At 39.7% G+C, this 17,101-nt stretch carries 15 protein-coding genes; 11 read left to right on the forward strand and 4 right to left on the reverse strand.

Going from position 1 to position 17,101, the window contains the following annotated elements; all coding sequences use genetic code 11:
* Position 1: 1 nt before the first annotated feature.
* The 3 genes from MJX77_RS12250 to MJX77_RS12260 all read right to left on the reverse strand — a co-directional run bounded on the left by MJX77_RS12250 (position 2) and on the right by MJX77_RS12260 (position 3,090).
* Complete coding sequence (locus MJX77_RS12250; RefSeq protein WP_252059202.1) at positions 2–841, reverse strand: ABC transporter permease; 840 nt, start codon at positions 839–841, stop codon at positions 2–4.
* Positions 842–844: 3 nt separating this feature from the next.
* Positions 845–1,819 (reverse strand): aliphatic sulfonate ABC transporter substrate-binding protein, encoded by a 975-nt coding sequence (locus MJX77_RS12255; RefSeq protein WP_144731483.1) that lies wholly within the window; start codon positions 1,817–1,819, stop codon positions 845–847.
* Positions 1,820–2,061: 242 nt separating this feature from the next.
* Complete coding sequence (locus MJX77_RS12260; protein ID WP_252059203.1) at positions 2,062–3,090, reverse strand: AraC family transcriptional regulator; 1,029 nt, start codon at positions 3,088–3,090, stop codon at positions 2,062–2,064.
* 169 nt (positions 3,091–3,259) lie between these two features.
* Here MJX77_RS12260 and MJX77_RS12265 point away from each other — a divergent pair, with 169 nt between their 5' ends.
* Both MJX77_RS12265 and MJX77_RS12270 read left to right on the forward strand, forming a co-directional pair.
* Entirely contained in the window at positions 3,260–4,030 is a 771-nt protein-coding gene (locus MJX77_RS12265) for a 3-hydroxyacyl-CoA dehydrogenase (protein ID WP_252059204.1), read from the forward strand.
* 19 nt (positions 4,031–4,049) lie between these two features.
* On the forward strand, positions 4,050–5,186 hold the full coding sequence (locus tag MJX77_RS12270) for an acyl-CoA dehydrogenase family protein (RefSeq protein WP_252059205.1): 1,137 nt from the start codon (positions 4,050–4,052) through the stop codon (positions 5,184–5,186).
* Between the two features lie 138 nt (positions 5,187–5,324).
* Here MJX77_RS12270 and MJX77_RS12275 read toward each other — a convergent pair whose 3' ends face one another.
* A complete protein-coding gene (locus MJX77_RS12275; protein ID WP_252059206.1) occupies positions 5,325–5,903 on the reverse strand; it encodes a flavin reductase family protein in 579 nt (192 codons plus the stop codon).
* Between the two features lie 173 nt (positions 5,904–6,076).
* Between MJX77_RS12275 and MJX77_RS12280 the strand changes: the two genes are divergently transcribed.
* The 9 genes from MJX77_RS12280 (at position 6,077) to MJX77_RS12320 (ending at position 17,056) form a co-directional block, all read left to right on the forward strand.
* The gene (locus MJX77_RS12280) at positions 6,077–6,853 is read left to right on the forward strand and encodes a HesA/MoeB/ThiF family protein (RefSeq protein ID WP_252059207.1); all 777 of its coding nucleotides are present in this window, start codon (positions 6,077–6,079) and stop codon (positions 6,851–6,853) included.
* Positions 6,854–6,911: 58 nt separating this feature from the next.
* Positions 6,912–8,210 carry an ABC1 kinase family protein gene (locus tag MJX77_RS12285; RefSeq protein WP_005306693.1) on the forward strand — a complete coding sequence of 433 codons (1,299 nt, stop codon included), beginning with the start codon at positions 6,912–6,914 and terminating at the stop codon, positions 8,208–8,210.
* A gap of 15 nt (positions 8,211–8,225) precedes the next feature.
* On the forward strand, positions 8,226–8,606 hold the full coding sequence (gene folB / locus MJX77_RS12290; RefSeq protein ID WP_004791498.1) for a dihydroneopterin aldolase: 381 nt from the start codon (positions 8,226–8,228) through the stop codon (positions 8,604–8,606).
* Entirely contained in the window at positions 8,563–9,000 is a 438-nt protein-coding gene (locus MJX77_RS12295) for a 2-amino-4-hydroxy-6-hydroxymethyldihydropteridine diphosphokinase (RefSeq protein ID WP_252059208.1), read from the forward strand. The genes folB and MJX77_RS12295 overlap by 44 nt, the downstream gene beginning before the upstream one ends.
* Positions 9,001–9,258: 258 nt before the next feature.
* Positions 9,259–10,968 carry a potassium-transporting ATPase subunit KdpA gene (gene kdpA, locus MJX77_RS12300; RefSeq protein ID WP_252059209.1) on the forward strand — a complete coding sequence of 570 codons (1,710 nt, stop codon included), beginning with the start codon at positions 9,259–9,261 and terminating at the stop codon, positions 10,966–10,968.
* Positions 10,969–10,976: 8 nt separating this feature from the next.
* Entirely contained in the window at positions 10,977–13,016 is a 2,040-nt protein-coding gene (kdpB, locus tag MJX77_RS12305) for a potassium-transporting ATPase subunit KdpB (RefSeq protein WP_252059210.1), read from the forward strand.
* A gap of 13 nt (positions 13,017–13,029) precedes the next feature.
* The gene (gene kdpC / locus MJX77_RS12310) at positions 13,030–13,635 is read left to right on the forward strand and encodes a potassium-transporting ATPase subunit KdpC (RefSeq protein WP_252059211.1); all 606 of its coding nucleotides are present in this window, start codon (positions 13,030–13,032) and stop codon (positions 13,633–13,635) included.
* Positions 13,636–13,673: 38 nt separating this feature from the next.
* On the forward strand, positions 13,674–16,328 hold the full coding sequence (locus MJX77_RS12315; protein ID WP_252059212.1) for an ATP-binding protein: 2,655 nt from the start codon (positions 13,674–13,676) through the stop codon (positions 16,326–16,328).
* An 11-nt stretch (positions 16,329–16,339) separates the two neighbouring features.
* Entirely contained in the window at positions 16,340–17,056 is a 717-nt protein-coding gene (locus MJX77_RS12320) for a response regulator (protein ID WP_252059213.1), read from the forward strand.
* Positions 17,057–17,101 lie beyond the last annotated feature (45 nt).

Here is a 17,101-nt window from a genome sequence, read left to right on the forward strand (position 1 = left end):
ATTACTTTTGTAGTGTATCCCGCCAACGTAATAACCAATTTTCGATAAGTTTCATTAAGGTATCGGTTACTTTACCCAATAGGGCTAATAAAATAATTGCAATGATAACAATATCTGGGCGAGAGGTTTCTCGGCCATCACTGAGTAAATAGCCAATCCCTTGAGTAGCTGCAATCAGTTCAGCTGCAATCATAAACATCCAAGATAAGCTTAAGCTGTTGCGTAAACCCGTTAAAATGCCCGGTGATGCTGCTGGTAAAATAATAGATATAATCCGCTGAAAAGCATTCAGCCGATAAACTTTTCCAACTTCAATGAGCTTTCTATCTACATTATGAATTGCTGCAACTGTATTGGTATAGGTTGGAAAAAAAGCTCCAATTGCAATCAATGTAATTTTTGAACCCTCATCAATTCCTAACCAAAGTAATAGCAGTGGGATCCACGCAAGACTTGGAATTGATTTAATTGCTGAAAAAGTTGGTTCTAAATATGCTTCTGCCTCTTTACTTAATCCCACCCAAATCGCAAAAACTAAACCTAAACCGCTTCCTATAATAAAGCCGAATAGAACACGCCATGTACTAATATAAATGTGGGCAAATAGATCGCTATGAGCTAAATCTAAAAAAGATTTCCATAAACTAGAAGGTGCAGGCAGTAGATAAGCATCGATATAGGCATTTCTGACTAAAAATTCACAAGCCCCCAAAAAGATGAGTGGAATGAGTAGCGCTTTAAACCAACGTGTAAATTTATTGTTTAAATGCTTTTTCTGCGATTTTAAAGCCTGCTGAGCTAAGAAATGATTTAGCTCAGCTTTGTTAAGTGAATCACTCATATACTATTTCACGACTTTTTGCGCAAAGCGAGGATCTAACAACTGATCAACCACTTGATTGACGTTAGTACCTTTTCTAACTAAGTCTTCTTCTGTCAAAATTTTCCCAGAACGTTTTAGCGCTTGTGCTTGAGTTGCCGATGGAATACTTTGATCAAAGTTGGTTCGACTCAGTTGTAGCTTAGCCACAGGTAGAGGGAGTTTTGATTCTTGAGCTAAAAGCGCTGCCACTTTATCTGGATTGGCTTTTGCCCATTTTCGGGCTTGTTCGTAGGCTTTAATAACGGCTTCAACCGCTTCAGGGCTTTGCTTTGCAAAGTCTTCTTTCACACTAAGCACGCTATAACTATTAAATGCTACATTACGATAAAGTAATTTCGCGCCCGATTGAATTTGAGCTGAAGCCATTAATGGATCAAGCCCCGCCCAAGCATCTACTTGACCGCGTTCCAAGGCAGTTTTTCCATCGGGGTGCTGTAAATGAACCAGCTGTACATCGCGTTTACTCAAGCCTACAGTGTCTAGCGCTTGTAGTGTAAATAAGAATGGATCGGTTCCTTTGGTGGCTGCAATTTTCTTACCTTTTAAGTCTTTTAGGCTTTTAATTGGTGAGTCTTTTGCAACAACAAGGGCGGTCCATTCCGGTTGGCTTTGTACATACACAGTTTTAATTGGGCTACCATTTGCTCGGCTTAATACAGCTGCTAATCCAGCGGTAGAAGCAAAATCGATGCTGTTACTATTGAGGTATTCTAATGAACGATTACTGCCTTGACTAAAAACCCATTTAATTTGAGTATTTGGGAGTGCTTTCTCAAGAAGTTTTTGATCTTTGACGACTAAACTGGTTGGTGCGTAGTAAGCATAATCAAGTTTAAGTGTAGTCGGAATTGCTGCAAAAGCAGATGAAGCAAATACAAACCCCAATGTTGATGCCAACAAAGTCTTTGATAAAGAAAATTTTGATTTTAAAGACATGATAAAAATAGAACCGAAATGAAATAAGAGATTATCCTTTCACGCGTTTGATGGCTTACAAACTTAGTTATTTTGATTTATAAATCAGATTGAAAGATAAAAGTTTAGATAAAATTATAAATCACTGTTTCTATAGTGATTGTTAAGTTTTAAGTAATACACTTATCTGAAATATTGAATTTAAAAGACAGAAATATCATAAGCTTAAGGTTTTATGTCTTAAGCTTCGTTGAGTATGGATTTTATTGCTTGTGGGCAGTTAAATTATCTCGATATGCACCTGGACTGACGCCAGTCCATTTTTTAAAGGCACGGTGAAAGGCGCTTGGGTCTTGGAAGCTTAAATCTTCACTAATATCTTGAATTGAATCATTCGTTTTACTTAAACGTTCAACCGCAATATCACAGCGGATTTCATTTTTAATTTGTTGATAACTGACTCCTTCATGTTTGAGACGGCGTTGAATGGTGGCTTCTGAAATATTGAGTTGTTTTGCAACATCTTTGAGTTCGGGCCATTGGGCGGGGTGGAGTTTCAATAAATGACGACGAATAAGAACGCTCAAGGCATTTTCATTTTTAAAGCGAACTAAAAGATTTTGTGGGGTTTGTTCTAAAAAATCATAAAGCGCTTTTTTATCTTTTTTAATTTTAATATCTAAATAGTGAGCATCGAATTCAACTCGATTTATCTCGGCATTAAATTGAATATCTTCACCAAAACGTACGAGATAATCCTGAATATCGTTCGGTTTAGGACAACGTACTCTAATACTATTTAAGCCAATTCGTTGGTCTACTAACCAACACATAATTCCGTGTACTAATATTAAAAAGGTTGCATAGGTAAACATGCGTTTAGGTTGTTCACGATCATGAATCACCAAATAAGCTTTTTCTTGATCTCGTATTAATTCTCCGCGCATGTCATCTAAAACAAAGTTAAAAAACTTCAAAATATCGTAGAGGGCCTTTTCTAAAGTTTCGGCCGTACTGACAAGTTTAGTCAATAACTTATAGCTGCCACGACGCATAGGATGACTATCCATACCAAAAAACTCATCGTTCATGGCGTTGGCAAGCTCTATCCATAATTGGGCATATGTCGTAACAGGCACACGAGCCTTTGGAGACATCAGCAATTCAGCGGGAATGCCTGCTTTATTTAGAATTATTTGTGTATTTAGGCCTTTGGCATAAGCTGCACTCAGTGCTTCATGTACTAGTGCAATCGAAATTGTGCCTTTACTTAAAGAAGATTGGACAACCATGTCAAAGACTCATATTTTCTTCATATATTTCAAGTGAAATATTTCATATTTAAAATTTGGATTGATCAAAAGCTGCAAGCATATTGAGGCTTTTTGAAATTGTATCGGAAAACAACAACTTTTACTCTCACAACTAAAGTTAAAGAACATTTCTATAGGATAGTAAATAATGAAAATTCAAGGGAAACATTTCGTGATTACAGGTGGTGGCTCTGGTTTAGGTGCTGCTACAGCTGAGTATTTAGTCCAGCAAGGTGCTTCAGTCACATTGGTCGACATGAATGTAGAAGCAGGCGAGCAGCAAGTAAAGCAATTAGGGGGAAAAGCTGACTTCATAAAACTTGATGTAACAGATGAAGCTGCTTCTGAACAGTTCTTTAAAGATATTTTAGTAAAACATGGACGTTTGCATGGCTTAGTAAACTGTGCGGGTATTGGCCCTTCTGCAAAAGTAGTTGGCCGTGAAGGTGTTCATGATTTAGCGTTATTTTCAAAAACACTTCAAATTAATGTCACAGGTACATTTAACATGCTGCGTTTTGCAGCAGATGCAATGAGTAAAAATACGGTTGAAGCAGGTGAAGAAGACCGTGGCGTTATTATAAACACTGCTTCCGTTGCAGCATTCGACGGTCAAATTGGTCAGGCAGCTTATTCAGCATCTAAAGGCGCTATTGTTGCCATGACATTGCCGATTGCTCGTGAGCTTGCGCGACATGCCATTCGTATTATGACGATTGCGCCAGGAATTATGGAAACTCCAATGCTTAAGGGCATGCCACAAAATGTTCAAGATGCTTTGGGACAAATGGTGCCATATCCATCTCGTTTAGGAAAACCCGAAGAATTTGCTCGTTTAGTTGGGCATATTGCTGAAAACTCATATTTAAATGGTGAAGTCATCCGTCTAGATGGTGCGATTCGTATGGCAGCAAAATAATAAAAATAAGGGGATTTGAATGATTCTAAATGCTGAGCAAAGTATGGTTCAGGAGATGATGCGTAACTACTCGCAAAATCAGCTAAAACCAACAGCCGCACATCGCGATAAAACTCATGAATTTCCTGCTCAGGAATTAAAAGATTTAGGGGCACTAGGTGCTATGGGCATGACCGTTCCAAATGAATGGGGCGGTGCCGGAATGGATTATGTCTCTTTGGTGCTTGCAATTGAAGAAATTGCCGCAGGTGATGGCGCTATTTCGACAATCGTCAGTGTTCAAAATTCATTGATTTGCGGTATTACGCTCGCGTACGGTTCAGAGCAGCAAAAACAAACCTATTTGCCAAAATTTGCATCTGGTGAATGGCTAGGATGTTTTTGTTTAACTGAACCTCATGTCGGTTCTGATGCGAGCGCGATTTTATGTAAAGCCGAGCGAGATGGTGACCATTGGGTTTTAAATGGCGTAAAACAATTTATTACCAGCGGTAAAAACGCCCAAGTGGCTTTGGTATTTGCGGTCACAGATAAACAAGCTGGCAAAAAAGGCATTTCGTGCTTTCTTGTACCGACCAGTACACAAGGCTACTTGGTGACTCGTATTGAAGACAAAATGGGTCAACATGCTTCAGATACAGCGACCATTACTTTTGAGGACTGCCGAATTCCTTTAGAAAATTTGGTGGGGCAAGAAGGTGAAGGTTATAAAATTGCGCTATCTAATTTAGCGGCCGGTCGTATTGGTATTGCTGCTCAATCTGTTGGAATGGCAAGAGCTGCTTTTGATGCTGCTGTCCAATACGCAAATGAACGTAAGGCCTTTGGTGTAGAGCTGGTTCAGCATCAAGCTGTCGGTTTTCGCTTAGCAGATATGGCAACCCAGATTGAAGCGGCACATCAGCTAGTTTTGCACGCGGCAACTTTAAAAGATGCGGGATTACCTTGTTTAAAAGAAGCCTCAATGGCGAAACTCTTTGCATCAACTATGGCTGAGCGAGTATGTTCGGATGCAATCCAGATCCATGGTGGGTATGGCTACGTCAGTGACTTCCCTGTAGAAAGAATTTATCGGGATGTTCGTGTAAGCCAGATTTATGAAGGCGCTTCTGATATTCAACGTTTGGTGATTGTTCGTGAAGTTGCTCAAGTTTAAATACGAGATTTTAAAAAATAGTCACTGACTGCAAAAGACCGCAATTATTATGCGGTCTTTTGCCATTGAGCAGAAATTTTCTAGGTTGAATTCGATTCGATGAAATTCAGAAATTTAAGTAAAGCCAGTTTTTTTTGATTAAAGCTGTGCTTTGACTTCTTCACCAATTAAATAAAAGGTTCCTCCAGCAATATAATGCAGGCTTCGAAGTTCTTTCGGTGCATCTTGAAAATGCCAGTGCCCATCTCTAAAAACGCGGCTATCTGCCCATGCACCCACAACAGAACCAATAAATAAATCATGAGCTGATTGATTATGGGGTTCTGGAATAAGTTTACAGACGAGCCAAGCGATGCAACCTGATACAAGTGGGCTAGTAAGACCTTCTTGATAAAATAGTTCAACACCACAATGCTCAAGTTTTTGTGGATCATCCAACTTACTAATAGTTCCAAGTTGATGAGTCAGATCGAGCTGTGCATAGCAGGGAACTTGTAGTGTGAAATAGCCACTTTGCTCAACGAGCTGTCGGGTTTTAGTACTTTTATCAAGAACCACGGTCACTTTGGCTGGTTTGAACTCTAAGGCACATGCCCAAGCAGCAGCCATTACATTGCGATCATCACCATGTTGTGCAGAAACTAGGACAGTTGGACCATGATTTAATAAACGATAAGCTTTTTCTAACTCTACAGGTGCAATATATGATTGCGTCATATTTAGCCTAAGTAATAAAGAAAATGGATATTTCTATTGTTGCAGAAAGCTTGATAGATGCAATGTTGGTAAATCAGCTTTATTAGAATAAAAAAGTTGTTTCTATTTTATAGCTTTCATAATAACGCACTTAGTCATAAAATCATTTCGCTTCTAAGTGAAAGGATTAACGCGTGACCGAGCTTCAAGATATCGATTTTGTAGAGTTAAGTGATGAAGAAATGCATCTCTATAGCCGTCAGATTTTACTTGATGGATGGGATATTGAAGCTCAGGAAAGACTCAAACTTGCTAATGTGCTGATTGTAGGTGCTGGTGGAATAGGCTGTAGTAGTGCAGAGCTACTTGCACGAGCTGGGGTTGGGAAAATTACACTGATTGATGCAGATACGATCGAGATAAGTAATTTACAGCGTCAAATTGCATTTGGTCATGAAGATATCGGACGTTATAAAGCAGAAATTTTGGCTAAACGTTTACAGAAAATTAACCCTTATATCTGTGTTGAATACTATAACGAACGGTTAGACGAACATAACATTGATAGACTGGTTGAACACCAAGATGTGATTTTAGATGGATGTGATAATTTTACAACTCGCTATTTAGTAAATGCAGCTTGTAAGAAGCATCAGGTCGCTTTAATTAGTGCTTCAGCAATTGGTTTTCAGGCACAAATGTTTATGGTTGAAGGAGATTCAGCTTGCTATGAATGTCTTTTTCCGAAAGAACAACATAGTAATGAAGGCCTTCGCTGTGCAGAGTCAGGAGTACTTGCAACTACTCCTGTAATGATAGCGTCATTACAAGCACATCACACATTGCTGTATTTAGGGTTAAATCGTACACCTTTAAAGCAGAAACTATTATTGTGGGATGGTTTAAATATGACACAACGTATTGTTAGTTTTGATAAAGATGTAAATTGTCCACTTTGTCAGGCAAGCTAATCAGTAAATGAAACAAAATTTGCTACACTCAACCTGAATGATTTGGTTTTGAAGAAATATGAAAAAAAATATTTTGTTTGATGGGTTGCGCTCCGTCGCCCGCATTGGTGAAACAGCAGTGGTTGCGGCCAAAGCTGGAATTAAATACGCAACTGAAAAACCAAGTAATGCCAAACTCATGCGAGAGACTTTTGAGTCACTTGGTTCAACTTATATTAAGCTTGGTCAGTTTATTGCGAGTACACCATCGCTTTTCCCGCGAGAATATGTAGAAGAATTTCAAGGTTGTTTAGACCAGACACCAACACTTCCATTTAGTTATATTCAAGGTGTACTTGCATCTGAGTTTGAAGGGCGTGATTTAAGCCAGATTTTTAGCTACATCGATGAAAAGCCATTAGCTTCTGCTTCAATTGCTCAGGTTCATGCAGCTAAGCTGACCACAGGTGAAGATGTTGTTATTAAAGTACAAAAACCTGGCGTTGAAACCATTTTATATACAGATTTAAGTGTGGTGCATTGGGCTGCTAAGCTACTTGAACGAGCAGTACCAAAAATCAAATTTGCTGCTCTTTCCGAAATTGTTGATGAAATTAAAAGCCGTATGGTTCGTGAAGTCGATTTCATTGAAGAAGCACAAAACTTAGATGACTTTATTGAATATCTGAATATTTCTCAAAACAAAGCTGCGACTGCACCTAAAGTTTATCATCAGTTTTCTACGCGCCGTGTCTTAACTATGCAACGTCTATACGGTGTGTCTTTGACAGACTTTAGTGTTGTAAAACAATATGCTAAAGATCCATCGCAAGTACTGATTACTGCCATGAATACATGGTTCGGTAGCCTCATGCTATGCAAGAGTTTTCATGCGGATTTACATGCTGGAAACCTAATGTTGCTTGAAGATGGTCGAATTGGTTTTATCGATTTTGGTATTGTCGGCCAGTTAAAGCCTGAAGTTTGGACAGCATGCATGGCCTTTATGGATGCATTGCAAAAAACTGATTATCAGGCAATGGCTGAAAATATGCTGAAAATGGGTATGACTCATAACAAAGTTGATGTTGATGTATTAGCACAAGATTTGGAGCGCTTATTTAATGGCGTATTAATGTCTGACCCTCAACAAATTCTCGCTTCAAATCCAGCCGATTTAAACGACATTATGATGGATATGGTAGGGGTTGGTGAGCGCCACGGTATTAAATTCCCACGTGATTTTGCCTTGTTATTTAAGCAAATGCTTTATTTCGATCGTTTTATGCGCGTACTCGCACCATATACTGATATTTATGCAGACCAACGTTTGAAAATGGTTCAAAATATGGAACCTGCTTCGTTGTTAAAGCACTAAGGTCAGTTTAAATTTATGGATGCCATTATTATTGAAGGCTTGAAGGTTGAGACAGTGATTGGCTGTTTCAACTGGGAAAGACAAATTATTCAACCTTTAATGTTGGATTTAACCATCCATAATGATTTGAGCCGAGCAGCAGAGTCTGACAAACTTGAGGACACACTCAACTATGCCCAGATTTGTGAGTTATCGGCTCAAACCATTCAACAAGCCAAACCTGAATTAATTGAACATGCAGCACATCTTGTTTTGAAATGTTTGTTTGAAACCTTTCCAACAATTGAAAAAATTACCATAACCATCCGTAAGCCCGCCATCATTGCAGAAGCTAATGCTGTAGGAATTCGTCTTGAACGCACCAGAAACAATTTTTGCGCTCGCCCTAGCGAGTAATTTAGACGCAGATCAGCACTTTACTTTTGCGTATACGCAATTAGCAACTTTGGGGAAAGTGCAGTTTTCATCTGTTTATCAAATTCCATGCCGAGATGGTATTGGAGATGATTACTGGAATTCAGCATGTCTATTAAAAAGCACTTTATCGTGTGACCAAATAGAATCTTTTTTAAAGAAACTTGAGTTAGATTCGGGGCGTGTTCGTCCATCGCATCATATTTCTTTAGATGTAGATTTGATTGCATGGGGAAGTGATCTGGAACATATGCAATTTAATTCTAAAAAATTACCTTTGGCGCTTGATGTAAAAATTCCTTTATATGAGCTTTGGCCTTGTGAAACCTTAAAGGCTGATAGCATGCTTTATCCAGTCGTTAATTTTAAAGTTTAAAGGCTTTCACACTAGATTTTACGCAAACTTTACGCGGTCTTTAATTTCCTCAATAGAGAATTTACGGGCATTCTATCCATACTGAAATTCACTAAATTAGTGTTATTTCAGGACAATAAAGATGCTTATAAATTCTCAAATGCGCATCTTGCATCAGTCTGGCATTGTGTTATGCGGACTTAAAACAAATGATATTTCTTCATCTCTCCTTATTTCCAGTTTGGCAAATCAAGCCAAAGGGTATAGAGGAGAATAGCCATGTTAGAACTTATACTTGTTTTATTTATTGCTATTTTTCTAGCATGGTGCCTCGGTAAATATCTATCCAAAGTGATGACAAATCAGCCGATGGTAGGCGATGGATTATTTCGCTGGATTGAAAATCCTGTTTATCGCTTGTTAGGTATATCTTCACAACAACAAATGAACTGGAAACAATATTCGCTAGCATTTGTTGTTAGCTGTGTTTTTCTAGCTGTGGCCGTTTTTGCTATTTTTATGACACAAGCATGGCTACCATTAAATCCAAATCATGCTCCCAATATGCGTTGGGATTTAGCATTACACACGGTTATTTCATTTTTAACTAATACCAATCAACAGCATTATTCTGGGCAAGCTCAATTATCTTATTTGTCGCAAATGACAGGTATTGTGGGTTTGCAAGTTATTACTCCAATGATGGGGCTGGCTTTGGTGGTCGCGACCTTAAGAGCTTTCTTTTATCAGCGCCCAAGCCATATTGCAGCCGATGTTGCCGAGCAGCCAGACCAAATTTTAATTGGGAACTATTGGGCAGATGTAATTCGCCCTACAGTCCGATTCTTGCTTCCTCTCTGTTTTGTCTGGTCTTTATTGCTCAACAGCCAAGGCGTACCAGCGACTTTCCAAGGCGGGCCAGAAGTACAGCTGATTGATAAAGCCAATACAGTTCAAACCCAAAAAATTCCTTTAGGGCCAGTTGCACCAATGGTAGCGATTAAGCAATTGGGAAGTAATGGTGGCGGTTGGTATGGTCCAAATAGTAGTGTGCCTTTAGAAAATCCAACACCACTTTCTAATTTATTAGAAATGATTGCGATATTGCTCATTCCACTTACAGTGATTTTTATGGTTGGGCATTTTACCCAGCGTAAAAAGTTTGCTTACTTTGTGTTTGGTAGCATGCTTTTCATGTCGATTATTTCAGGTGCAGCGGCTGTCTGGTCTGAGAGTATGTCATCGACAGCATCTCAACTTGCCGTAATGGAAGGTAAAGAACAACGATTTGGACCAGCTGCATCAGCAGTTTGGGCAGCGCTTACTACACAGGTGAATAACGGTTCGGTCAATATGATGCATGATTCTTCTGCGCCACTTACTGGTTTAGTCGAACTCATCAATATGTTGATTAATGCGATTTGGGGTGGTGTGGGCTGTGGTCTACAACAGTTTATGATTTATCTATTACTTGCAGTATTTATTGCAGGTTTAATGACAGGCCGTACCCCTGAATTGTTTGGGCGCAAGATTGAAGCAGCAGAAATTAAGTTGCTCGCGATTATTATCTTGATTCAACCTTTAGTCATTCTTGCATTTACCGCATTAAGCCTCAGCGTTCCAGGCATATCTGGAATTAGTAATCCGGGACCACATGGTATTAGCCAAGTGTTCTACGAATATGTTTCTGCATTTGCCAACAATGGTTCAGGTTTTGAAGGTCTTGGAGACAACACTGTATGGTGGAATGTCACTTGTAGTATCACTCTATTGTTAGGACGTTTTCCGACCTTAATTTTGCCATTAATGATTGCGACACGTTTAGCAGCAAAAAGAAAAGCACCCGAAACAGCAGGTAGTCTTCAAGTTGAAACTCCAACCTTTGCTTTAACGCTGATTACGATTGTTGTGTTGCTTACCTTATTACAATTTATGCCAGTTCTTGTCCTTGGGCCTATTGCCGATCAACTTTTGTTGGTTAAAGGCTAAGGAGGCGAGTGAAAATGAATACACAAACTCATGTAAATAGCCATAAACAAACCATGGCAGTGCCAAATTTTGAAGTTTGGAAAAATGCATTTGTGAAACTGCTACCGCAGCATGCAATTAAAAACCCTGTGATGGCAATCGTATGGCTTGGAACAGTGGTTACTGCAATTAGTACAGTCTTGGGTTACACCACCCTGTTATTTGGTTTCGCAGTTACAGCAATTCTGTTTATTACCATTTTATTTGCTAACTATGCAGAAGCTGTTGCAGAGGCTAGAGGCCGTGGGCAGGCATCTTCATTACGTGCAGCAAGAGAAAATTTAACGGCTCGAAGACTCAACTCTTTGACAGACCGTCAAGCCACTCAAATTGCAGCTACTGAACTTCATTTAAATGATTTTATTGAAGTACATACAGGTGAGCTTGTTCCAGCCGACGGTGAGATTGTAGAAGGCTTTGCCACTATTAATGAATCAGCTGTTACAGGTGAGTCAGCACCAGTGCTACGTGAAGCTGGAACAGACCGTTCAGGTGTTATTGGTGGAACCAAAGTACTTACAGATCGTATTGTTGTGCAAGTGACTGCTGAATCTGGTCAAAGTTTCTTAGACCGTATGATTGCTTTGGTTGAAGGCTCAAATCGCCAGAAAACTCCGAATGAGATTGCGCTTGGCTTCTTGTTAATGGTAATGACAATCACGTTTTTAATTGTCGTGATTAGCTTGCCATTTATTGCCAAGTATTTGCATATTGAACTTGATCCAGTCGTGCTCGTGGCGTTATTGGTCTGCTTGATTCCTACAACCATTGGTGGCTTGTTACCTGCGATTGGTATTGCGGGGATGAACCGTGCACTCAAAGCCAATGTTTTGGCAAAATCAGGTAAAGCTGTAGAAGTTGCGGGTGATATTGATGTGCTTTTACTCGATAAAACAGGAACCATTACTTATGGTGACCGTCAAGCGACTTCTTTTTATCCTTTAACTTCGGTAACCGAGTCTGAGTTGAGAGCTGCTGCTTGGGTAAGTTCACTTGCTGACCCAACACCAGAAGGGAAGTCAATTGTTAAGTTAGCAAAAGAGCAAGGTTTAAAACAGCAAGAACCTGAGCAAGCCGAATTTATCTCTTTTAGTGCTTCGACTCGAATTTCTGGTGTGAATTTACCTAATGGTGACCAAATTCGTAAAGGTGCTTTAGATGCGATTTTGAAGTTTGTAGATGAAGATTATTCGCAAGATTTAGAGTTAAAAGCACGTGTTGAGCAAGTTGCCAAAAAAGGGGCAACACCATTGGTTGTCGCAAATCAACATCATGTATTAGGCGTGATTGAACTCTCAGATGTGATTAAACACGGTATTAAAGAACGTTTTGCTCGTTTAAGAGAAATGGGCATCAAAACCGTTATGGTTACAGGTGATAACCCATTAACTGCGGCCGCCATTGCTGCTGAAGCTGGTGTAGATGACTATATTGCCGAAGCAAAACCAGAAGACAAATTGGCTTGTATTCGCACCGAACAACAACAAGGTCGTTTAGTTGCAATGGTCGGTGACGGAACCAACGATGCGCCAGCATTGGCACAAGCCGATATTGGTTTGGCTATGAACTCAGGTACACAAGCTGCTAAAGAAGCCGGCAATATGGTTGATTTAGACTCAGATCCGACCAAACTGCTTGCTGTAGTTGAGATTGGGAAACAGCAGCTAATTACCCGTGGTGCGTTAACAACCTTTTCGTTAGCAAACGACGTCTCTAAATACTTTGCAATTTTGCCTGCATTGTTCGCTGCTGCGATTCCACAAATGCAAGTATTGAATGTAATGCACTTGGCAAGTCCAAACAGCGCAATTTTATCTGCATTAATTTTTAACGCGATTATTATTCCGCTATTAATTCCAATCGCACTCCGAGGCGTGAAATTTAACCCTTCAACTGCAACTCAGTTACTACGTCGAAATATGTTGATTTATGGGGTGGGCGGTGTGGTTCTACCATTTATTGCCATCAAAGCGATTGATGTAGTGATTGTTCAATTATTTGGTGTGTAATCTGGAGTTTGAAATGAAAACTTATGCACAAAATTCAGAAGCAAATTGGGGTCAGACCTTAAGAGCATCTTTGGGATTATTAATTTTTACCTTAGTTGGCTGTGGTGCTGTTTATAGTGCGATTGCTACAGGTGCGGGACAGTTGCTATTTAACAATCAAGCGAATGGTAGTTTGATTGAAATAGATCATAAAGTTTTAGGGTCAAAATTAGTCGCTCAGCCATTTGTGGGAGAGGCTTATTTTCATCCACGTCCTTCAGCAGTCGCTTATGACCCGATGGCTATGGCGGGTACAAATTTAGCTCGTACTAATCCTGAACTACAGCAACAAATTGATGCTCAGAGTCTTGCGGTGAAAAAACAAGATCACACAGGTAATACACCAATTCCAAGTGATTTGGTGACTAAATCGGGGAGTGGTATCGATCCGCATATTAGCCCAGAATCTGCTCAGTTACAGGTTGCTCGAGTGGCGCAAGCGCGTCATTTAGACCCTAAGATTGTGGAAGAGCTTTTGCAAAAGCATATTGAACCGAAGCAGTTTGGTGTATTGGGGCAAGCTCGTGTTAATGTATTACAGCTCAATATTGCTTTAGATCAATTACAATCTACACATTAACTTAAAAATAAAGTTGTTAGTTTACCGGATGATATCAAGTGCAAAGCAATCGCGAAAATCAGGCTGAGGCCTTATTAAATCATGTCAACAGATATCAAGCCGGTCGACTAACGGTCTTTTTAGGTGCGGCACCTGGTGTTGGAAAAACCTATGCCATGCTTGCCCGTGCCAAAGAGTTATTTCAACAGGGCACAGATGTGGTTGTGGGTATAGTTGAAACCCACGGAAGAATAGAAACTCTAAAAATTTTGGAAGGCTTACCTGAAATTGCTAGAAAGGAAATGCAATATCAGGGGCATACATTAGAAGAAATGGACTTGGATGCTATTCTGCTTCGGCATCCAGAAATTGTTTTGGTCGATGAGTTGGCTCATCGCAACGTACCGAATAGTCGTCATGAAAGACGGTGGCAAGATGTCAATGAATTGCTAGACGCAGGTATAGATGTATTTACGACCATTAATATTCAGCATTTAGAAAGCCTAAATGATGTGGTCTACCAGATTACGGGGATTCGAGTAAATGAAACGGTACCAGATCGGGTATTTGATCGTATTCGAGACATTCGCTTAATTGATTTACCCGTCAGTGAACTCATTGAAAGGCTCCATCAAGGAAAAGTCTATGTGCCAGAGCAAGCAAATTTGGCATTACAAGGCTTTTTTAGCATTTCAAATTTAACAGCATTGCGTGAACTGGCAATGCAATGCGTTGCAGAGCATGTCGATTCAGATTTAAAAGAGAGCTATGCCTCTAAAGGTTTGAAGTCAATCTCGCTGCAAAATGAATTGATGATTGCGATAGACGGACAAGGTTCTTCTGAATATTTAGTACGAGCAGGTTGTCGATTAGCAGAGCGTAATGGGGCTACATGGACTGTAGTGAATGTTGCTAAAAGTCTGGACTTTGGTCAGAGTTCAGGGAGTTCTTATAAAAAAGAATATATTGAGATTGATCGAGCGTTTGAGCTGGCTCGGCAACTCGGTGGCCGAACAGAGGTTTTATATGGGCATCGAGTTGCATCTGTTTTAATGGATGCCGCAGTGGATCGAGGAATTTCCAATCTAGTTATTGGCAAAAGTATTTCACCGTGGTGGTTAACGTTATTTAAGAAAAATTTAGCTCAGCAATTATTAAATCAAGAAAACTCGATTGCTTTAACCATTTTGCATCCAGAACAGGGTACTAAAAAGATCAATCAGATTGAAAAGCCATCATTTTTATCATTAAAAGAAAGTATTTTTGTTCTAGCGGTTACATGTGCAAGTATTTTTATAGCTCACTTTGCCGAAGTTCTCTTAGGTATTGAAGATTTTTCTGTCATTTTCATTATTTCAGTTTTAATTGTAGCGACGAAAACTAGAATGCTCGCTGCGGTAGTCGCAGCCTTAATCTGTTTCTTGGCCTATAATTTTTTCTTTATTGCCCCACGTTTTACCCTACAAATTTCAGCACACCAAGGCGTGGTCACTGTTGTGGCTTTTTTTGCGGCAGCTTTAATTGCTGGGCGTTTGGCTTCTCAATTACGTCAGCAGGTTTTATCCTTAAAAGCAGCAAATGCCTACACTACGGTAATGCAAGACTTAGCACGTAAGCTTTCTAGTGCCGTGAACCTTGAAGAAGTCATGCAAACAGGTCGTATGACTTTAGAAACCCAACTTCAAACGAAGGTGTGGATTTCTATTCAAGATAGAGTCATTTCATCTGATATAGAGCTAAGCGATAAAGAAAAAGTCGCGGCAGATTGGTGCTTAAAACATCAACAACCGTGCGGACGTTTTACCGATACACTCAGCCAGTCAAATTGGTGGTTTTTACCTCTTCTAGAGCAGAAAAATAGCCTAGGTATTGTGGGGATTTATTTTAAGGACGATGTGGTTTCTCTAAATTTTGAACAAAAGAAACTGACGGAAAGTGTAATTGAGTATATTGCACAAGCGGCTCTTCGCACCCAATTGGTCAATGAACTTGAACAAGCAAAAGTCACCAGTGAAACAGAGCGATTACGTTCTGCTTTATTATCTTCGGTATCGCATGATTTACGTTCACCGCTTGCTTCTATTATTGGTGCAGCAGACACACTTGCCCATTTTAAAGCTGATATGTCAGAACAAGACCAACAGGATTTACTCGAAACCATTCATTTAGAAGGCGAACGCTTAGATCGTTATATTCAAAACCTACTTGATATGACACGTTTAGGGCATGAAGGTCTATCTTTAAAAAGAGACTGGATTGGTGTAGATGAATTAATTGGTTCTGCAACCCGCCGTTTAAAGCGCTATAAACCAGATACTCAAGTGTCGATTGAATTACCTGAACAAGCGATTAGTTTATATGTACACCCAGCACTGGTAGAGCAAGCCATTTTTAATGTTTTAGAAAATGCGGCAAACTTTTCACCTCCAGATGAACCAGTCATGATTCGTGCTCATCTTTCATCAGAAGATGAAGTAAAAATAGAAATTGAAGATAGAGGTGCAGGAATTCCTGAAGACGAAAGAAACCGCATTTTTGATATGTTTTACACCATGGAGCGCGGAGACCGTGGAAAATTTGGTACAGGTTTAGGGCTAACAATTGTTAAGGCAATTATTGGTGCTCATATGGGTACAATAGAAGCATTTTCAGGACGCCAAAATAAAGGTACTTTAATTCAAATCAGATTACCCATTCATCCAGTAAAAGAATAAGTTGTAAAGTCATGATAACTTCAGAAACATCGCCTGTAGAAACACGCATTGTGATTATTGATGATGAGCCTCAAATCCGTAAATTTTTAGATATTGCTTTAAGAACTCAAAAGTACAAAACCACACTCTGCGAAACGGGTTATAAAGGCCTAGAGGTTTTGGCAACCCAAGGGGCTGACTTGGTTATTCTAGATCTGGGTTTACCCGATTTAGACGGGAAAGAAGTCCTTCAAGAGTTACGTAGCTGGTCAAATGTGCCGGTTATAGTCCTATCTGTACGCGCTGATGAATATGAAAAAGTTGCTTTGCTAGACGCTGGCGCAAATGATTACATGACCAAGCCTTTTAGTGTACAAGAGCTTTTGGCGCGCATACGTGTCATTTTAAGAAACCAACCGATTCAGCAAGAAGCTCATGTGTATGACGATGGCTACCTTAAAGTCGATGTCACACAACGTTTGGTGTGGGTTGAGCAACAGCCAATTACGTTAACTCGAAAAGAATTTCAACTTTTGACGTTATTAATGCGCTATCAAGGTCAGCTTTTAACACAGCCACAACTTTTAAAAGAATTATGGGGGCCAACCCATCAGGAAGATACTCACTATTTACGTATTTTGGTGGGTAAGTTGCGAAGCAAACTAGGGGATAACGCGATTCAGCCACGTTATATTGCTACTGAGCCGGGTGTTGGGTTACGTTTTTTAGCTCAACAGAAAAATCATTAATGAGATATAAAAAAACCTTAGGGTATTTCTCCCTAAGGGTTTGCA

The sequence above is a fragment of the Acinetobacter sp. AHP123 genome, from assembly GCF_023757925.1.
In the GTDB taxonomy this organism is placed as follows: domain Bacteria; phylum Pseudomonadota; class Gammaproteobacteria; order Pseudomonadales; family Moraxellaceae; genus Acinetobacter; species Acinetobacter oleivorans.

Coding starts and splice junctions, on each gene's coding strand:
- MJX77_RS12250 (WP_252059202.1), bottom strand. CDS start 841: ATGAGTGATTCACTTAACAAAGCTGAGCTAAATCATTTCTTAGCTCAG.
- MJX77_RS12255 (WP_144731483.1), bottom strand. CDS start 1,819: ATGTCTTTAAAATCAAAATTTTCTTTATCAAAGACTTTGTTGGCATCA.
- MJX77_RS12260 (WP_252059203.1), bottom strand. CDS start 3,090: ATGGTTGTCCAATCTTCTTTAAGTAAAGGCACAATTTCGATTGCACTA.
- MJX77_RS12265 (WP_252059204.1), top strand. CDS start 3,260: ATGAAAATTCAAGGGAAACATTTCGTGATTACAGGTGGTGGCTCTGGT.
- MJX77_RS12270 (WP_252059205.1), top strand. CDS start 4,050: ATGATTCTAAATGCTGAGCAAAGTATGGTTCAGGAGATGATGCGTAAC.
- MJX77_RS12275 (WP_252059206.1), bottom strand. CDS start 5,903: ATGACGCAATCATATATTGCACCTGTAGAGTTAGAAAAAGCTTATCGT.
- MJX77_RS12285 (WP_005306693.1), top strand. CDS start 6,912: ATGAAAAAAAATATTTTGTTTGATGGGTTGCGCTCCGTCGCCCGCATT.
- folB (WP_004791498.1), top strand. CDS start 8,226: ATGGATGCCATTATTATTGAAGGCTTGAAGGTTGAGACAGTGATTGGC.
- kdpA (WP_252059209.1), top strand. CDS start 9,259: ATGTTAGAACTTATACTTGTTTTATTTATTGCTATTTTTCTAGCATGG.
- kdpC (WP_252059211.1), top strand. CDS start 13,030: ATGAAAACTTATGCACAAAATTCAGAAGCAAATTGGGGTCAGACCTTA.
- MJX77_RS12320 (WP_252059213.1), top strand. CDS start 16,340: ATGATAACTTCAGAAACATCGCCTGTAGAAACACGCATTGTGATTATT.